Genomic DNA, 17,197 nt, shown 5'->3' on the forward strand with positions numbered 1-17,197 from the left:
CCATGACACGTCCCACACCACCGCGCGGGCCCGGAGGACGCTCCCTGCCCATACCCTTGGATCGTGCCAATCCACCTCGCGCAGTCCTGGTCGGCCCACGAGGCCGTCCTCTTCGACCTCGACGGCGTGGTCACACCGACCGCCGAGGTCCACATGCGCGCCTGGTCGCACATGTTCAACGCCTGGCTGGACGGCCTCCGCGAGGCCGGCGCCGCCCCCGCCGCCGACCTCTCGGCGTACACCGACGCCGACTACTTCGCCCACGTCGACGGCAAGCCGCGCTACGACGGCGTCCGCGACCTCGTGGCCGCACGCGGGATCGAGCTGCCCGAGGGCGACCCGTCCGACGAGCCCTCCGCCGAGACCGTCTGCGGGCTGGGCAACCGCAAGAACGACTCCTTCAACGAGGTGCTCGAGCGCGACGGCGTCACCGCCTACCCCGGCTCGGTCGCCCTGCTCGACCACCTCCGCGACCTCGGGCTGCCGCTCGCGGTCGTGTCGTCCTCGGGCAACGCCCCAGCCGTGCTGGAGGCCGCCGGTCTGCTCGACCGGTTCGCCTTCGTCATGTCCGGCGTGGTGGCCACCGAGCGCGGCCTGCCCGGCAAGCCCGCCCCCGACACGTTCCTGGCCGCCGCCGTGGAGCTCGGCGCGTCCGCCGCCGGCTGCGTCGTCCTGGAGGACGCCGTGTCGGGCGTGAGGGCCGGTGCCGCCGGCGGCTTCGCCGACGTGGTCGGGGTCGACCGCGGCGTGGGGGCCGACGCGCTGACCGCCGCCGGCGCGACGCTGGTCGTCACCGACCTCGCCGAGCTGGTGCCCGCCGACGCCACCGAGGCGGGCGCCTCGTGATCGCCCACGACGCCACCAGCGACCCGCTGGACCGCGGCCGCTTCCCCGCCGACCCCTGGCGCCTGGTCGAGACCTCGCACTCGGCGGCCGACCTCGGCGTCACCGAGACCCTGTTCACCACCGCCAACGGCTACCTCGGCCTACGCGGCAACCCCGAGGAGGGCCGCGACGCCTACGCGCACGGCACCTTCGTCAACGGCTTCCACGAGACCTGGCCGATCCGCCACGCCGAGGCCGCGTTCGGCTTCGCGCGCACCGGGCAGACGCTGGTCAACGCCCCCGACGCCAAGGTCCTCAAGATCTACGTCGACGACGAGCCGCTGATCCTCGGCACCGCCGACCTCGAGCACTACGAGCGCACGCTGGACTTCCGCGACGGCGTGCTGCGCCGCAGCCTGGTCTGGCGCACGCCGTCGGGCAAGCGGGTCCGGGTCGAGTCGAGCCGGATGGTCTCCATGGTCGAGCGGCACCTCGTCGTGATGCGCCTCGAGGTCACCATGCTCGAGGGCGACGCCCCGATCGTGATCTCCTCGCAGCTGCTGAACCGCCAGGACGGCAAGGACGAGTACCACGTCCCGGACGCCGCGATGGGCGAGGGCGTCGACCCCCGCAAGGCCAGCGCCTTCGAGGACCGGGTCCTGCTCCCCCGGACGGCCTCGGCCACCCCGGAGCGGATGGTGCTGGGCTACCGCACCGCCCACTCGGAGATGACCGTCTGCGTCGCCGCCGACCACGTCTTCGACTGCCAGGACGTCCACGAGGTCCGGGCCTCCCACGAGGACGACCTCGCCAAGGTCGTCTTCCGGGTCGAGGCCCGCGAGGGCCACCCGATCCGGCTCGACAAGCACACCAGCTACCACACCTCCCGCGGGGTGCCGGTCCGCGAGCTCGCCGACCGCTGCGACCGCACCCTGGACCGCGCGGCCGGCCACGGCGTCGAGCACTACCACCGGGTGCAGCACGACTGGTTCGACCGGTTCTGGGAGAACACCGACGTCGTGCTCGACGAGGGCGCCCCCGACGCCGCGTCGGTGCAGCAGGCGATCCGCTACAACCTGTTCTCGCTGGCCCAGGCCAGCGCCCGGGCCGACCAGCAGGGCGTCCCGGCCAAGGGCGTCAGCGGCTCCGGCTACGAGGGTCACTACTTCTGGGACACCGAGGTCTACGTCGCCCCGTTCCTGACCTACACCCAGCCCGACCTCGCCCGGAACACGCTGCACTTCCGGGCCCGGATGCTTCCGGCGGCCAAGGCCCGGGCCGGCGAGCTGGCCCAGACCGGGGCGCTGTTCCCCTGGCGCACCATCAACGGCGAGGAGGCCTCGGCCTACTACGCCGCCGGCACCGCGCAGGTCCACATCGACGCCGACGTGGCCTACGCCCTGTCGAAGTACGTCGACGCGACCGGCGACGTCGGCTTCCTGCTCCGCGACGGCATCGACATCCTCGTCGAGACGGCCCGCTTCTGGGCCGACCTCGGCTTCTGGCGCAGCAACGGCTCCGACACCTTCCACATCCACGGCGTCACCGGGCCCGACGAGTACACGACGGTGGTCAACAACAACCTCTTCACCAACGTCATGGCGCGCTACAACCTCGAGCGCGCCGCGTGCGCGGTCGACCTGGTCCGCGACACCGACCCCGCGTCGTACGACCGGATGCGCCACCGCCTCGGGTTCGACCCGGCGGAGGCCGAGGAGTGGCGCCGGTGCGCCGAGGGGATGACGATCCCCTTCGACGAGGGCATGGGCATCCACCAGCAGGACGACCACTTCCTCGACCGCGAGGTGTGGGACCTGTCCCGCACCCCGGCCGAGAACCGGCCGCTGCTGCTGCACTACCACCCGTTGGTCATCTACCGCTTCCAGGTGCTCAAGCAGGCCGACGTGGTGCTCGCGCTGTTCCTGCAGGGCGACCGGTTCACCGCGGAGGAGAAGCGCGCCGACTTCGAGTACTACGACCCGATCACCACCGGCGACTCGACGCTGTCGGCGGTCGTGCAGTCGGTGATGGCCGCCGAGGTCGGCTACCACGAGGTCGCGCTGTCGTACTTCTGGAAGGCGCTCTTCGTCGATCTCGACAACCTCCACGGCAACACCGTCGACGGCCTCCACGTCGCCTCCTGCGGCGGCGTCTGGAGCGCGCTCGTCTTCGGCTTCGCCGGGATGCGCGACCACGGCGGCGTGATCAGCTTCGACCCGCGCCTGCCCGAGGAGTGGCCCTCCCTGACCTTCCCGCTGCGCTGGCGCGGAGCCCGGCTCCAGGTGCAGGTCACCGGCGACCACCTCGCCGTCGAGGTCCTCCAGGCCGGCGCCGAGGACGAGGTCGCCCTCTGGGTCCGCGGCACCCGGTACGCCGTGTCCGCGGACCGTCCGCTGCACGTCGACCTCGACGGCCACGGCCTGCGGATCGACGGCGAGCTCGGCGACACGCCCCTGATCGGCGGTCGCCGCGCCGACGGCACCCGGATCACCGCCGGGGTCCCCGAGCCCAGCCTGCCGGGCGCCGAGCGGGACGGCTCCGGCCCGGACGGCATCGGCCCCGCGCCCGGGTCACCGACGGCGCCGCCGGTGGGCCCGCACGTGGCGACGACCTAGGCCCGAGGGACCCGGGCGGCGCGCACCACGAGCACGTCGGGCAGGTCCGAGACCAGCGTGCTCCACGACCCGCCCCCGTCGACGGAGGCCCAGACCGACCCGGCGCGCGTGCCGACGTACAGCCCGGCCTGGTCGTGGTCGTCGGTACACATCGCGTCCCGCATCACCCCGACGTAGGCCCGCTCCGGCAGACCCCGGCCGAGCCCCTCCCAGGTCTCGCCGGCGTCCCGCGAACGCCAGACCAGCGGACGCCCCTCGGGGGCGTACCTGCCGATGCCGCCCTCGCCCCCACCGAGCGGGAAGACGAAGATCGTGTCCGGCTCGTGGGGGTGGACCACCACCGGGAACCCGAAGTCGGTCGGCAGGCCCGCGGCGATCGAGGTCCAGCTCGCGCCGCCGTCGTCGGAGCGGTAGACACCGCCGTGGTTCTGCAGGAACACCCGGTCGGGGCGGTCGGGGTGCCGCGCGACCTTGTGCACGCACTGGCCGTACGCCGGGTACTGCTGCCCCTCGGGCAGGAACTCCGCGCGGACGCCCTGGTTCGACGGCGCCCACGACGCACCGTCGTCCTCGGTGCGGTAGACGCCGCCGGTCGAGATCGCCGCCATCAGCGACGTGGGGTCGTCGGGGTGGGGCAGCAGCGTGTGGAAGGCCTGCCCGCCGAACCCCGCTCCCCACGACGGCCGGTGCGGGTGGTCCCACAGTCCCCGCTCGAGCGCGAAGCTCTCACCGCCGTCGGTCGAGCGGAAGACCGCACCGGGCTCGGTGCCGGCCCAGACCACGCCGGGGGCGCTGCCGGCCGCGAGCTGCCAGACCCGCTCGACGCTGGCGTCCACGTCGTCGGGGAACCGCACCGCTCCGCCCGGCGTCTCCGCCCAGGTCGCGCCGAGGTCGTCGGAGCGCCGGACCTGGGGACCGACCCAGCTCGACGAGGCCCCGACCAGCAGCCGTGGCCGCTCACCGCGGGTGTCGACCAGGCAGGAGTAGACCTCCTCCATGTCGTGGTGGGGCCCGGTGAGGTCCCAGTCGCGTCGGGCGGCGTCGGAGCGCCCGATCCACAACCCCTTGCGCGTGCCCACCAGCAGCACCGTCTCCATGTCGGTTTCCCTGTCGGTTCCCAAGTCGGATCCCGTGTCGGACTCCACGTCGGTCATCTGGCCCTCCTGCGTCGGTCGTGTCCCCTGATGCCTAGCCTGACCCGGTGACACCCCGATCCTCACCGGTCTGGCTGGTGCTGGTCGGGATCGTCTCGGTCCAGCTCGGCGCGGGCTTCGCCAAGCTGCTCTTCGACGAGGTCGACCCGACGATGCTCGTCTGGCTGCGGCTGGCCACCAGCGCCCTGGTCTTCGCGGTCCTCGCGCGCCCGCTGCTCCGCGGCCACAGCCGCGACGACTGGCTGGTCGTGATCGCCTTCGGTGCGTGCCTGGGGCTGATGAACTGGGCGATCTACCAGTCCTTCGCGCGGATCCCGCTCGGGATCGCGGTCACCATCGAGTTCGTCGGCCCCCTGACGCTGGCCCTGCTGTCCTCGCGCCGTGGGCGCGACCTGGCCTGGGTGGGGCTGGCGGCCCTCGGCGTGGCGGCCCTCGGCCTGGAGCGTGCCGACCTCGACCCCGTAGGAGTGACCTACGCCCTGCTCGCCGGGGCGGCCTGGGCCGGCTACATCCTGCTCTCGGCGCGGACCGGGCAGCGCTGGGCCGGCATCAGCGGGCTGACCGTGGCCAGCGTGGTCGCCGCCGGCGTGCTGCTGCCCGCCGCCCTGGTCGCCGACGCCGACGCGCTGACGTCGCCGCGCGTACTGCTGATCGGGCTCGCCGTCGGACTGCTGAGCTCGGTGGTCCCGTACTCCTGCGAGCTGGTCGCGCTGCGCACCCTGCCCGCGGCCACCTTCGGGGTCCTGATGAGCCTGGAGCCCGCGGCGGCCGCCCTGGTCGGGATCGCGGTGGTGGGCGAGGAGCTCGCCGCGCTGCAGTGGGTGGCGGTGGGCTGCGTGGTCGTGGCCAGCGCCGGCGCCACCCGCGCCGGCGCCCGGCTCGGCGGCCCGGTCCCCGACTGAGTCCGGCGGCCGCGCCGCAGCCCCGGGGACGGCCCGCGTTCACGGGAACGTCATACCGCAGGCATGGCCCGTGACGGGTCGGGCGCCGTAGGCTCGACCCGTCGGCCAGACCCGTCGTCACCGCCACCTCTCCACCCGTTCGGAGCGTCCGATGCTGATCCCCACCAGGCTGGTGACCCGGCCCGCGGCCCTGGCTGCGACCCGGGTGCGTACCTGGTCGGTCGGCTCCCAGCAACGGGCCCGGCGCAACGCGATGGTGGCCGCAACGGACTGCGCCCAGCGTCGCGCCGAGCGCGAGGACGTCGAGGACTTCCTGGCCCGCCGGGCCGGTCGCCGCGTCGAGGAGGCGCTTCCGCCCCCGACAGCCGACCGGGCAGCCGACCGGGCAGCCGACCGGGTCGCCGAGGGCTGACCGGACCCACTGTCAGGACACGCCCACCACGGCACCGTCCTCGGGCACACTGGGCGCATGCCGACCTCCGCAGCGCGGGCCGCGCTGGCTCCCACGATCGCCTACCGCGACGTCCTGTCCGACGACGGCACGATGCTGCGTGCCTGGACCAACGACCCCGAGGGACGCCTTGACGGCCCGACGGTGCTGCTCTGCAACGGGCTCGGCACCAACCCGCTGCACTGGCCGGCGCTGCTGCGCCGCGACTGCGGCGTGCGGGTCGTGTCGTGGAACCACCGCGGCGTCAGCGGCTCGGACCGCCCCCGCGACCCTCGCGCGGTGCGGATCGAGAACTTCGTCGAGGACGCCTTGTCGGTGATGGACCACTTCGACCTCGAGCGGCCGGTGGTGATGGGGTGGTCGATGGGCGTCAACACCGCCTTCGAGCTCGCCGTGCGCCACCCCGAGCGGGTGGCCGGCATCTTCGCGGTCGCCGGGGTCCCCGGGGACACCTTCGCCACGATGCTCGGCGCGCTGCACCTGCCCCACCCGGTCGCCCGTGCCGTCACCGTCACCCTCGCCCGCGGCCTGCGCCTGGGCGGCTGGGGCCTGAGCCCGGTCACCACCCGCTACCCGTTCGGCGCGCGCTCGCTCGAGGCGCTGACCAAGGTCGGGTTCATCGGCCGCGTGCCCGACCCCGAGCTGGCGGCGATGGCGATGGCCGAGATGCTCTCCACGCCCGTCGAGTGGTACATGCACCTCGCGCTGACCACGTCCCGCCACCCCCGCGTCCCGCTGAGCCGCGTCCAGGTCCCGGCGACGTTCGTGGCCGGCACGCACGACATCCTCGCCGGCTCCCGCGACATGGGGACCGCCGCACGTCGCATGCCCGGAGCCCGGTACGTCCGCCTGCGCGCCAGCCACTTCGTCCAGATGGAGCACCCGGACCGCGTCCACCAGCTGCTGCGCGAGCTGATCGACCGGGTCGACCGGGCGTGACCCGGGCCCGCCGTCGGCCGGCGACGGTCCTCGTCACCGCGCTGCTCGCCCTCACCGCGACCGCCTGCGGACAGGACGGCAACCAGACCTCCGTGACGCTGTCGCCGACCCCCGGCGGCTCCGAGGCGCCCGAGCCGATGGCCCCGTCGTCGGCGCCCGTCGAGGAGCCTCCCGCCTCCAGGCTCCCGGACGACCGGGACCAGACCGGCGGGGACGCCCCGCGGGTCGTCGAGACGGTCGCCCGCGGGTTGGCGGCACCCTGGGGCGTGGACTTCTTCCCCAACGGCGACGCCCTGGTCACCGAGCGGGACACCGCCCGCGTGCTCCGGGTCACCGGGGAACGACGGGTGGTGCAGGAGGTCGGGACGCTCGACGCCGCCGCACCGGAGGGCGAGGGCGGGCTGCTGGGCCTGGCCGTCTCCCCCGACTACCCCGAGGACCGCGGCGTCTACTTCTACCTGACCACCGCCGGGGACAACCGGGTCGTGCGTGCCGAGCTCGAGGGCGGTGTGCTCGGCACGCCCGAGGTCGTCCTCGACGGCATCCCCCAGGGCTTCGTCCACGACGGCGGACGCCTCGCCTTCGGACCCGACGGCTACCTCTACGTCTCCACCGGTGAGACCGGGGACGCGTCCCTGGCCCGCGACCCTGCCTCACTGGCCGGCAAGATCCTGCGGATCACCACCGAGGGCCGGCCCGCGCCGGGCAACCCCGGCGGCGGTCTCGTGTGGTCGCTGGGCCACCGCAACGTGCAGGGCCTGGCCTTCGACGACCAGGACCGGTTGTGGGCCTCAGAGTTCGGTGACGACACCGCCGACGAGCTCAACCTCGTCGAGCGCGGCGGGGACTACGGCTGGCCCGACGTCGAGGGCACCGGCGACCGCGCCTCCCGCGAGGCCGGTCTGCTCGACCCCGCGCGCACCTGGTCGCCCGCGGCGGCCTCCCCCTCCGGTCTCGCCTGGGCCGACGGCTCCCTGTGGATGGCCGCGCTGCGCGGCGAGCGGCTCTGGCAGGTCCCGGTCGACGACGAGGGCACGACGGGGAGGCCCGTCCCGCTGCTCGAGGGCCGGTACGGCCGGCTCCGCACCGTCGCCGCCGCCCCCGACGGCTCGCTGTGGGTGATGACCAGCAACCGCGACGGCCGCGGGGACCCCGCTCCCGACGACGACCGGATCCTGCGCATCGAGCCCTGACCCGGGTCCGGGGTCACCGGTCAGTCGGCGAGCAGCACCCGGTCGAGCAGTCGCCGCAGCTCGTGGAAGTGCCGCTCGGCGGCGCGCTCGTCGTACATCGAGGTGTCGGCCATCGAGTAGCCGTGGGCCGCGCCCTCGTAGACCTCGTTCAGGTGCGGCCGACCGGCGGAGTCGAGCGCCTCCTCGAGGGTGGCCACCGCCTCGATCGGCATGGAGGAGTCCTGGTCGGCGTGGCCGAAGACGTACTCCGCCGTGGTGGCGCCGAGGAGGGTGTGCGGGCTGTCCGGTTCGTCGGTGACCAGGCCCCCGTTGTGGAAGCCGCCCACGGCGCCGACGGTGCCGGGGTGGTCGGCGGCCGCGCGGACGGCCAGACGACCGCCCATGCAGTAGCCGGTCGTGCCGATCGGGCCGTCGCCGGCGTGCTCGAGCAGGGTGCGCACCCACGCCTCGGTGTCCGGGCCGGAGAGGTCCGGGGTCAGGGCCCCGATCCGGTCCATCACGCCGGAGGCGAAGAACTCCTCCCGGGCCCCGGCCTCCCGCAGGTCACCCTGGGGCGCCAGCTCCTCGGCGGTGCCGTCGCGGTGGAAGACGTGCGGCACCAGCACGACGTAGCCCCAGGACGCGATCCGGTCGGCCATCTCGCGGGTCTGGCGCCGCAGCCCGATCGCGTCGACGAAGAACAGCACGCCGGGCCGGCCCTCCTCGCCGGTGAGGTAGGCCTCCGCGGGGCCGGCGTCGGTCTGGATCTCCAGGGTGCGTGAGGTGCTCATGAGCCGATCAGACCACGGCGTCCCCACCCTCCCGGGGCGTCTCCTCACGCGGGCGCGGGGCGCTGCGGAACATCGACCGACCCGCGACCGTTGGGCCGTCGTACGCCTGACCACCACGAGAGGAACCGCCGTGCCGACCACCGACCTCGAGGCCGCGACCTTCGAGCAGACCGTGACCGAGAACGAGATCGTGCTGATCGACTTCTGGGCGTCCTGGTGCGGCCCCTGCCGCCAGTTCGCGCCGGTCTACGAGCAGGCCTCGCAGGCCCACCCCGAGATCGTCTTCGGCAAGGTCGACACCGAGGCGCAGCGTGAGCTCGCCGCCGCCGCGCAGATCACCTCGATCCCCACGCTGATGGCCTTCAAGGACGGCAAGCTGGTCTTCTCGCAGCCCGGCGCCCTCCCGGCCCAGGCTCTGCAGCAGGTCATCGACGCCGTGTCCGGGCTCGACACCTCGCAGCTCGTGCGCCCCGGCGACGGGACGGCCGGCCCGACCGACGACGCGGGCCCGGGCAGCGGCACGCCGTGAACGAGCCCGGCGTCCGGCCCGGCTCCGCGGTCGAGCGGCCGGCCCCGAAGCGGGCCCGCCACCTGATGGACCCCGCGAACCCGCGGGTGGACCGGCCCAACTCCGCGAGCGTGGTGCGGGTCCAGACCTGGGTGATGTCGGTGCTGGCCGTCACCACGATCCTCCACCTGGCGGTCGGCCTGCTGATCTCGGCCGCCGTCATCGACGCCGACCTGGTCGTGGAGCGGGTCGGGCTGGTCGTGATCGCCGGGGCGTTCGGCGTGGTCGCGGCAGCCGCCGGCCTGGCCATCCACCGGCGCCCGATCGCCTCGCCGTGGCTCAGCCTCGGGCTGGTCCCGGCACTGGTCGGGGCGGTCCTGATCTTCGCCCTCTGACCGGCGACCGGCGACCGCTTCCCACGCGCCCCGCCCGTCCCAGGAATCCCCGCCCGGGCGGGGATTCCCCGGCTCCGCGCGCCTTGCAAGGCGCGCGAACCCCGGGACACGCCCACCCAGTACGCCGACCGCGGCGACCCTCGCGCTAGATCCAGCCCATCCGACGCGCGACCGCGCACGCGTCGTGCCGGTTGGCGGCACCCAGCTTGCCGACCGCGTTGGACAGGTAGTTGCGCACCGTGCCCGGCGACAGCGCGGCCCGCGCGGCGATCTCCTCCACCGGCGCCCCGTCCGAGGCCAGCTCGAGCACGTCGGCCTCCCGCGGGGTCAGCGGGCTGTCCCCCGCCGCGATCGCCTCGGCCGCCAGCTCCGGGTCGACGTGGCGCCCGCCGGCGTGGACGCGCCGGACCACCTCGGCCAGCGTCCTGGCCGACGTGGTCTTCGGCAGGAACCCGCGCACACCCGCCGTCAGCGCCCGCTTCAGGTGGCCCGGGCGCCCGTGGCTCGTCACGATGACCACCCCGCAGGCCGGGTGGGTCCGTGCGAGCTGCTCGGCCACCGCGATCCCGTCGAGGCCGGGCATCTGCAGGTCCAGCACGGCGACGTCGACGCCGTCGGCGCGCAGCACGGCCTCGTCGCCCGACGCGGCCTGGCCCACCACCTCGAGGTCGTCCTCCAGCCCCAGCAGCTGCCCCAGCGCCTCGCGGATCAGGTGCTCGTCGTCGGCCAGCAGGACGCGGATCGGCGTGCTCACGACGCCACCGCCGTCCGGTCCGCCGCCGGCACCACGACCTCGACGACGAAGGTGTCGCCCTGCCGCCCGGCGTCCAGCCGGGCCCCCAGCGGGGCCAGGCGCTCGGCGAGGCCGGCCAGACCGCTGCCGGGCGTGCCCTCGGTCGTGGCGTCACCGGCACCGTCGTTGCGCACCTGCAGGGTCCCGGCACCGTCCGGCGTCGGACCCGGCGTCCAGGTGACCCGGACGCGAGCGGCGCGGGAGTGATGCAGCACGTTGGTGACGGCCTCGCGCACCACCCACCCGGTCGGCTCCCGCCACTGGTGGGGCAGCCCGTCCAGGGCCACCTCGGTGGTGATGCCGGCGGCCGAGAGCAGCGAGCGGGCGCCCTCGAGCTCCTGGTCGAGGTCGGTGCCGCGATACCCGCGGGCCAGGGCCCGGGCCTCGCGCAGGGCGTCGTGCGCCACCTCGCGGACCTGCTCCATCCGGGCCGGCGCCGAGGCGTCCCCGGCCTCGGCGAGCCGGGCGGCGAGCTCGGCCTGGACCGCGATCTCCGAGAGCCTCCGACCCAGCACGTCGTGCACGTCGCGGGAGAAGCGCAGCCGCTCCTCGGCCACCGCGAGCGACGTCTGGGCCTGCTTCGCGCCGTCCAGCTCGCGGACGACGCCGTAGATCCAGAGCGAGGCCCGGACGGTGAACAGCATGAAGAGGCCGGCGCCGAGGCCGTAGGCGTAGACGATCGGTTCGCCCGCCGGCACCCCGAGCACCAGCGGCAGGGCCACGACGACGACACCGGTCACGCGGGGGTCGCGGAAGCCCCCGACGCCGACCGCCAGGACGCCCCACACGCTGAGCACGACCGCGGTACGTGGGTCCTCCGGGAGCGCGGCCGCGACCGCGAGCGCGGCGACGCAGACTCCGGCGGTGACGACCAGCGGCCGGCGGGGCAGCGGTCCGTGGCGGGGCCACAGCCGGGTGGCCGCGCGGAGCACCCAGCACCCCACGCCCCCGAGGACGACGGCCACCGCGGCCACCGCCAGCCCGACCGGCGCCTGGCCCGGCGACAACCGGGCGACGAGGCTGAGGTTCACCAGCAGCAGCAGTCCCACCAGCACCGAGTAGAGCGACTGCACGGCGTACAGCTCGACCCGCTCCACCTGGCTCCGCGCGGCCCAGCCCCGCCACCGCGACGGTGACGCGGGACGGAGCGCGGGCGGGATCACACCGCCCACGCTAGTGGCGCGGGTCGGACGGCGGTGGACGATCGGTCGCCCTCAGCACGTCGACGACGTCTGCGCCCGTGCCAGGGCGCGCTCGAGGGCGTCGACCTGCGAGGCCGGCTCGAAGCCGGCCCGCCGGAGACGGTCGAGGGCGAGGACGCCGGACGCGGGCCTCGCCGCCAGGGCCTTGCCGGCCGCGAACTGCTCGGTGCTGACGGGGACGACCGACCCCGCCTCGCGCCCGCACGCCCTGAAGACGTGCTGCGCCAGCGCGAACCAGGTGGTCGGCTCTCCCCCGTTGCTGACGTGGAACAGGCCGGCCTCAGCACCGTCCAGGAGGTGCCGGGTCGCGGCGGCCAGCTCGTCGCAGAAGGTGAGGCGTCCATACTGGTCGTCGACGACGCTCGGGGACTTCCCCTCCAGCGCGAGACGACGCATCGTGGCCACGAAGTTCGGTCCGTCCCCGATCAGCCACGACGTACGCAGCACCAACGCGTCAGGGGCGCCGGCCAGCACCGCGTGGTCGCCGGCGGCCTTCGACTGGCCGTACGCGTTGAGCGGGGCGACCTGCTCGTCCTCGGAGTGCTCTGGCTCGGTCCCGTCGTAGACGTAGTCGGTCGAGTAGTGCACGAGCGTGAACCCGTGCTCACGGGACAGCGCCGCCAACCGTGCCGGGACGTCGGCGTTCAGGCGCCAGCAGGCGCGCCTACCCTCCTGGGTCTCGGCGGCGTCGACCTTGGTCCACGCCGCTGCGTTCAGGACGACGTCGTGGTCGTCCCACCCCCACGCCTCGAGCGCCTCGAGGTCGGCGACGTCGAGCTCGGCACGCCCCACGGCGACCGCGTCGGGGAACTCGACCTGCAGCGCACGACCGAGCTGGCCGTTCGCGCCGAGGATCAACGGCCGCCGCCGCACAGCCGGCTCGACGTCCTCGAGGCGTGGGTTGGTCCGGTCCTTGTCCGAGATCTCGGCCTCCGACAGCGGCACCGGCCAGCCGATGGCGCACGTCGGGTCGTCCAGCGCCACCGCCCGGTAGGGCACCCCGGGTCGCCAGTGGGCGTTGACGAGGTAGGAGTAGGCCACGGCGTCGGTGAGCGTCTGGTAGCTGTTCGCGACCCCGCGGGGTACGAAGACCGCCACCTCGGGGGTCAGCTCGATGGTGAACACCGCACCGAACGACGGCCCCTCGCGCAGGTCGACCCAGGCCCCGAAGGCCCGCCCGGTCGAGACCGACACCAGCTTGTCCCACGGCTCGGCGTGCAGGCCGCGGGTGGCACCGCGGGTGTTGTTGAAGCTCACGTTGGCCTGGACGGGGGCGAAGTCGGGCAGGCCCAGGTCGACCATCTTCTGACGCTGCCAGGCCTCCTTGAACCACCCACGCGCATCTTTATGGACAGGGAGCCGGACGACCAGCAGGCCCGGGATGAGGGTCGTCTCTACGGCGAGCTCGTTCACGACACGGCCCCTTCTCGGTTGCGGTGAGGGTCTCGTGACGCTCGCTGCGCTCGCTCCTCGACCACCGGGGGCGACGCCCGCTCCTCGACCACCGGGAACAACGCTCGCTGCGCTCGCTCCTCGACCACCGGGGAGGACGTTCGCTCCTCGACCACCGGGGGCGTCATGCCTGGCCCCGGGTGGCGTAGGCGGCCTCGGTGGCCTGCTTGTGGGTTCGCCACCAGCTCTCATGGGCCTGGTACCAGCCGATGGTCTGGGCCAGCCCGGCCTCGAAGTCGCCATAGGCCGGCGCCCAGCCCAGCTCGGTGCGGAGCTTGGTGCTGTCGATGGCGTAGCGCAGGTCGTGCCCGGCCCGGTCGGTGACCAGGTCGTACTCGTCCTCGGAGCGGCCGAGCTGACGCAGGATCTCCCGCACCACCGTGAGGTTGTCCCGCTCCCCATCGGCGCCGATCAGGTAGGTCTCCCCGATCCGGCCGCGCTGCAGGATCTCCCACACCGCGGACGAGTGGTCGGCGGCATGGATCCAGTCCCGCACGTTCGCCCCGGTCCCGTAGACCTTCGGCCGCCCACCACCCAGGACGTTGGTGATCTGACGCGGGATGAACTTCTCCACGTGCTGCCACGGCCCGTAGTTGTTCGAGCAGTTGCTGATCGTCGCGCGCACCCCGAAGGACCGCACCCACGCCCGGACCAGGTGGTCCGAGCCCGCCTTCGCCGCCGAGTACGGGCTGCTCGGGTTGTACGGCGTCGCCTCGGTGAACCGCGCCGGGTCCTCCAGCGCCAGGTCGCCGTAGACCTCGTCGGTCGAGATGTGGTGCAGCCGCACGTCATGGCGCCGTGCCGCCTCGAGCAGGCAGAACGTGCCCACGATGTTGGTCGCGATGAACGGACCCGGGTCGCTCAACGAGTTGTCGTTGTGCGACTCCGCCGCGAAGTGCACCACCGCGTCATGACGCCCGACCAGGTCGTCGACCACGGCCGGGTCCGCGACATCACCCACCACCAGCTGCACATCCAGACCCTCGAGGGCCTCCCGGGAGGCGGCGTAGGTGAGCTTGTCCAGCACGGTGATGGTGCAGTCGGTGTTCTCCGAGAGGTAGTGGACGAAATTGGAGCCGATGAACCCGGCCCCACCGGTCACGAGGATGCGGCGCACGCGGCGCAGTCTAGGGTTCCGCTGACCGCCGATCCCCGACCCGACGAGGCTGACCATGCGCGGCATCATCCTGGCCGGCGGCACCGGATCCCGGCTGCACCCGATCACCCACGCCCTCAGCAAGCAGCTGGTGCCGGTCTACGACAAGCCGATGATCTACTACCCCCTCACCACCCTGATGCTGGCCGGCATCCGCGACGTCCTGGTCATCACCACCCCCCACGAGGCCGAGCAGTTCCGCCGACTCCTCGGTGACGGCAGCAGCCTCGGGATCCGCATCACCTACGCCGTCCAGCCCACCCCCGACGGCCTCGCCCAGGCCTTCATCATCGGCGCCGAGCACATCGGCGACGAGCCGGTCGCGCTGGTGCTCGGCGACAACATCTTCTACGGCGCCGGCCTCGGTACCCGACTGCGACGGTTCGAGGACATCGACGGCGCCGCGATCTTCGGGTACCGCGTCAGCAACCCCACCGCCTACGGCGTCGTCGACTTCGACGACTCCGGACGCGCGGTGTCGCTGGAGGAGAAGCCGACGAACCCCCGCAGCTCCTACGCCGTGCCCGGCCTGTACTTCTACGGCAACGACGTCGTCGAGAAGGCCGCCACCCTCCGCCCGTCGGCGCGCGGCGAGCTGGAGATCACCGACCTGAACCGGATGTACCTCGAGGAGCAGCGCCTGCACGTGGAGGTCCTCCCCCGCGGCGCCGCCTGGCTCGACACCGGCACCTTCGACGACCTCAACGACGCCAGCAACTACGTCCGCGCGATCGAGAAGCGCCAGGGCACCAAGGTCGGCGCCCCCGAGGAGGTCGCCTGGCGGATGGGCTACATCGACGACCACCAGCTCCACGCCCTCGCCGAGCCGCTGCTCAAGAGCGGGTACGGCAGCTATCTCGTCGAGCTGCTGGGCTAGTGGCGGGGACCTGACGCCCTCGGGCGGTCGGCCCCTCGGGGCTCACGTACGCGGCTCCCACCGCATCGAGCGGGCGGCCAGCCACAGGGCGACCGCGGTCCACGCCCCGAGCACCAGCAGCGGCTGTCCGGCCTGCGCCCAGCTGGAGGCGAAGCCGAGGGTGGCCTCCTGGGAGAGCGCGTCACCGGTCACCGGCTCGAGGCCGAACCACCCGGTCCGGACCAACGAGACGATCGCGGTCCCCGGGGTCCAGGTGAAGAACTCCCGGACCGGGTCGGGGTAGGCCACGGCGGTCTGGCCCAGGATCATCAGAAACAGCACCGGACCGCTGGTCAGCTGGGCGGCCTCGGCGTTGCGGGTCCACGCCGCGGTCCACAGCGCCAGTGCGGCGATCATCACGATGCCGGCGACCACCGCGACGAGGAACAGCAGCGCGTTGACCGGGAGCGGCAGCCCGAAGGCGATCCCGATCCCGGCGGTGAGCAGCGAGATGAGCACCGCCAGCACCGCACCCGGCAGGGCGAGGGCGACGACGAGCTCGACGTCACGGGTCTCCCCGGTCCGCAGCCTCTTGAGGACCAGCTCGTCGCGGCGGGTCACCACGACCGACAGCAGGTTGTAGTAGACGGGGAAGAGCAGGACCAGGACCAGCGAGGTGATCAGCGCACCCGCGCCCGCCGCGGGGTCCGAGAGGTCCTGGGCCAGCAGCAGGCCGAGCGGCAGCAGCGGGACCACCACGGCGTAGACCAGCGTCAGCCGGTTGCGCGCCATCAGCAGCGCGTTGGCGCGGGCCAGGGCGACGACGCGCCGGACGCTCGCCTGGCGGTGGGTCGGGCTGCTCATCGGGTCTCCTCCGTCGTGGGGTGCTGGTCCGTGGTGGTCCGGTCGGTCCGGTCGGCGGCGATGTCGAGGAACACCGACTCCAACGACGCGGCGCGCGCCTCCAGCCTGTGCAGCCGCAACGCGTGCTCGTCGGCCCAGGCCAGCAGCGTCCCGAGGTCGCGCTGGACGTCGTCGCTCAGGACGGTCACGGTCTCCTCGTGCCGGGTGACCCCGGCACCGGGCAGCACCGGGAGGTCGGGCAGACCGGCGTCCTCCGGGTGCCGGAACCGGATGGTGGACGGGGCGTCGGCGGTGATCTCGGCGACGGTGCCCACCCGGACGAGGCGGCCCTCGTGGAGGATCGCGACGTGGTCGGCGAGCACCTCGGCCTCCTCGAGGTAGTGCGTGCAGAGCAGCACCGTCACGCCGTCCGCCCGCAGGTCCTCCAGCACCCGCCACACCTGGCGACGGCTCTCGGGGTCGAGCCCGGTGGTGGGTTCGTCGAGCAGCACCACCTCGGCGCGGGTGGTCAGCGTGCAGGCCAGGTCCAGCCGGCGGCGCTCCCCGCCCGACAGCGCGCGGACGGCGACGTCGGCCCGGTCGCGCATGCCGACGAGGTCCATCACCTCGTCGACGGTCCGCGCCTCGGTCACGGTGGCGTTCCACATCGCGAGCGTCTCGCGGACGGTCAGGTCGCCGGAGAAGCCGCTGGTCTGCAGCAGCACCGCGGTGCGACGCCGTACCGCACCCCGGTCGGCGACGGGGTCGAGCCCGAGCACCTCGACCCGGCCCTCGGTGGCCGGGGCCAGGCCCTCGACCACCTCGAGCGTGGAGGTCTTGCCGGCGCCGTTGGTGCCGAGCAGGGCCGTGATCGTGCCGGCGGTGACGTCGAGGTCGACACCGCGGACGGCCTCGAAGCCGGAGCTGCCCGAGCCGTAGCGGCGTCGCAGGCCCTCGATCCGGACGGCGGGTGGGGGCGTTGTCGTGGTCATGGCTCCACGCTCCCGCGACTCCCGGTCTTCCGACAGTGCACCCCGTCACCGGTCGCGATGAGCAGCGCACGGCCGGGGCATGACAGATGTCAGACGTGCCGCGCCGGTCCGGCGCGACCCCCAGGGGTGGGACCCCGGGGTGGTGGCAGGG

General features: G+C 73.7%; 17 protein-coding genes. 9 read left to right on the plus strand and 8 right to left on the minus strand.

Annotated elements, in window-relative coordinates; genetic code table 11:
• Window positions 1-69 precede the first annotated feature (69 nt).
• A complete protein-coding gene (locus GV155_RS12955; protein ID WP_442938868.1) occupies window positions 70-846 on the plus strand; it encodes an HAD family hydrolase in 777 nt (258 codons plus the stop codon).
• Window positions 846-3,440: a glycosyl hydrolase family 65 protein gene (locus GV155_RS12960; RefSeq protein WP_160011311.1), complete on the plus strand. Its 2,595-nt coding sequence runs from the start codon at window positions 846-848 to the stop codon at window positions 3,438-3,440. Before GV155_RS12955 ends, GV155_RS12960 begins: the two co-directional genes overlap by 1 nt.
• On the opposite strand, the gene GV155_RS12965 is transcribed toward GV155_RS12960, so the two are convergent.
• Window positions 3,437-4,537 (minus strand): WD40/YVTN/BNR-like repeat-containing protein, encoded by a 1,101-nt coding sequence (locus GV155_RS12965; protein WP_160008541.1) that lies wholly within the window; start codon window positions 4,535-4,537, stop codon window positions 3,437-3,439. The two genes, GV155_RS12960 and GV155_RS12965, sit on opposite strands and share 4 nt — an antisense overlap.
• Before the next feature lie 104 nt (window positions 4,538-4,641).
• On the opposite strand from GV155_RS12965, the gene GV155_RS12970 reads away from it, so the two are divergent.
• The 4 genes from GV155_RS12970 (at window position 4,642) to GV155_RS12985 (ending at window position 8,079) form a co-directional block, all read left to right on the plus strand.
• Window positions 4,642-5,496 carry an EamA family transporter gene (locus tag GV155_RS12970; RefSeq protein WP_236554305.1) on the plus strand — a complete coding sequence of 285 codons (855 nt, stop codon included), beginning with the start codon at window positions 4,642-4,644 and terminating at the stop codon, window positions 5,494-5,496.
• Between the two features lie 151 nt (window positions 5,497-5,647).
• Window positions 5,648-5,908 carry a hypothetical protein gene (locus GV155_RS12975; RefSeq protein WP_160008543.1) on the plus strand — a complete coding sequence of 87 codons (261 nt, stop codon included), beginning with the start codon at window positions 5,648-5,650 and terminating at the stop codon, window positions 5,906-5,908.
• A 57-nt stretch (window positions 5,909-5,965) separates the two neighbouring features.
• Window positions 5,966-6,886: an alpha/beta fold hydrolase gene (locus GV155_RS12980; protein ID WP_160008545.1), complete on the plus strand. Its 921-nt coding sequence runs from the start codon at window positions 5,966-5,968 to the stop codon at window positions 6,884-6,886.
• Window positions 6,883-8,079: a PQQ-dependent sugar dehydrogenase gene (locus GV155_RS12985; RefSeq protein WP_236554306.1), complete on the plus strand. Its 1,197-nt coding sequence runs from the start codon at window positions 6,883-6,885 to the stop codon at window positions 8,077-8,079. The genes GV155_RS12980 and GV155_RS12985 overlap by 4 nt, the downstream gene beginning before the upstream one ends.
• A gap of 20 nt (window positions 8,080-8,099) precedes the next feature.
• Here GV155_RS12985 and GV155_RS12990 read toward each other — a convergent pair whose 3' ends face one another.
• Window positions 8,100-8,849: a dienelactone hydrolase family protein gene (locus GV155_RS12990; protein WP_160008547.1), complete on the minus strand. Its 750-nt coding sequence runs from the start codon at window positions 8,847-8,849 to the stop codon at window positions 8,100-8,102.
• Between the two features lie 130 nt (window positions 8,850-8,979).
• Here GV155_RS12990 and trxA point away from each other — a divergent pair, with 130 nt between their 5' ends.
• Both trxA and GV155_RS13000 read left to right on the plus strand, forming a co-directional pair.
• A complete protein-coding gene (trxA, locus tag GV155_RS12995; RefSeq protein WP_160008549.1) occupies window positions 8,980-9,378 on the plus strand; it encodes a thioredoxin in 399 nt (132 codons plus the stop codon).
• Window positions 9,375-9,752, plus strand: coding sequence for a hypothetical protein (locus GV155_RS13000; protein ID WP_236554307.1), 378 nt, complete (start codon window positions 9,375-9,377; stop codon window positions 9,750-9,752). The genes trxA and GV155_RS13000 overlap by 4 nt, the downstream gene beginning before the upstream one ends.
• Before the next feature lie 145 nt (window positions 9,753-9,897).
• On the opposite strand, the gene GV155_RS13005 is transcribed toward GV155_RS13000, so the two are convergent.
• From GV155_RS13005 to rfbB, 4 genes are all read right to left on the minus strand, one after another.
• Complete coding sequence (locus GV155_RS13005) at window positions 9,898-10,506, minus strand: response regulator transcription factor (protein WP_160008551.1); 609 nt, start codon at window positions 10,504-10,506, stop codon at window positions 9,898-9,900.
• Window positions 10,503-11,708 (minus strand): sensor histidine kinase, encoded by a 1,206-nt coding sequence (locus GV155_RS13010; protein ID WP_160008553.1) that lies wholly within the window; start codon window positions 11,706-11,708, stop codon window positions 10,503-10,505. The genes GV155_RS13005 and GV155_RS13010 overlap by 4 nt, the downstream gene beginning before the upstream one ends.
• A 51-nt stretch (window positions 11,709-11,759) precedes the next feature.
• Complete coding sequence (locus GV155_RS13015) at window positions 11,760-13,160, minus strand: sugar nucleotide-binding protein (protein WP_236554308.1); 1,401 nt, start codon at window positions 13,158-13,160, stop codon at window positions 11,760-11,762.
• 163 nt (window positions 13,161-13,323) lie between these two features.
• Complete coding sequence (gene rfbB, locus GV155_RS13020) at window positions 13,324-14,316, minus strand: dTDP-glucose 4,6-dehydratase (RefSeq protein ID WP_160008557.1); 993 nt, start codon at window positions 14,314-14,316, stop codon at window positions 13,324-13,326.
• Between the two features lie 55 nt (window positions 14,317-14,371).
• Between rfbB and rfbA the strand changes: the two genes are divergently transcribed.
• A complete protein-coding gene (gene rfbA / locus GV155_RS13025) occupies window positions 14,372-15,232 on the plus strand; it encodes a glucose-1-phosphate thymidylyltransferase RfbA (protein WP_160008559.1) in 861 nt (286 codons plus the stop codon).
• Window positions 15,233-15,274: 42 nt separating this feature from the next.
• Here the strand turns inward: rfbA and GV155_RS13030 are convergent, their stop codons facing one another.
• Together GV155_RS13030 and GV155_RS13035 are read right to left on the minus strand one after the other, a co-directional pair.
• Window positions 15,275-16,075, minus strand: coding sequence for an ABC transporter permease (locus GV155_RS13030; RefSeq protein ID WP_160008561.1), 801 nt, complete (start codon window positions 16,073-16,075; stop codon window positions 15,275-15,277).
• A complete protein-coding gene (locus GV155_RS13035) occupies window positions 16,072-17,046 on the minus strand; it encodes an ABC transporter ATP-binding protein (RefSeq protein WP_160008563.1) in 975 nt (324 codons plus the stop codon). Before GV155_RS13035 ends, GV155_RS13030 begins: the two co-directional genes overlap by 4 nt.
• Window positions 17,047-17,197 lie beyond the last annotated feature (151 nt).

The sequence above is a fragment of the Nocardioides sp. AX2bis genome (assembly GCF_902506435.1).
In the GTDB taxonomy this organism is placed as follows: Bacteria; Actinomycetota; Actinomycetes; order Propionibacteriales; family Nocardioidaceae; genus Nocardioides.

What these genes read in the sequence shown, in the direction of transcription:
- GV155_RS12965 (WP_160008541.1), bottom strand. Translation starts at nt 4,537, where the DNA reads ATGGAGACGGTGCTGCTGGTGGGCACGCGCAAGGGGTTGTGGATCGGG.
- GV155_RS12975 (WP_160008543.1), top strand. Translation starts at nt 5,648, where the DNA reads ATGCTGATCCCCACCAGGCTGGTGACCCGGCCCGCGGCCCTGGCTGCG.
- GV155_RS12980 (WP_160008545.1), top strand. Translation starts at nt 5,966, where the DNA reads ATGCCGACCTCCGCAGCGCGGGCCGCGCTGGCTCCCACGATCGCCTAC.
- GV155_RS12990 (WP_160008547.1), bottom strand. Translation starts at nt 8,849, where the DNA reads ATGAGCACCTCACGCACCCTGGAGATCCAGACCGACGCCGGCCCCGCG.
- rfbA (WP_160008559.1), top strand. Translation starts at nt 14,372, where the DNA reads ATGCGCGGCATCATCCTGGCCGGCGGCACCGGATCCCGGCTGCACCCG.
- GV155_RS13030 (WP_160008561.1), bottom strand. Translation starts at nt 16,075, where the DNA reads ATGAGCAGCCCGACCCACCGCCAGGCGAGCGTCCGGCGCGTCGTCGCC.
- GV155_RS13035 (WP_160008563.1), bottom strand. Translation starts at nt 17,046, where the DNA reads ATGACCACGACAACGCCCCCACCCGCCGTCCGGATCGAGGGCCTGCGA.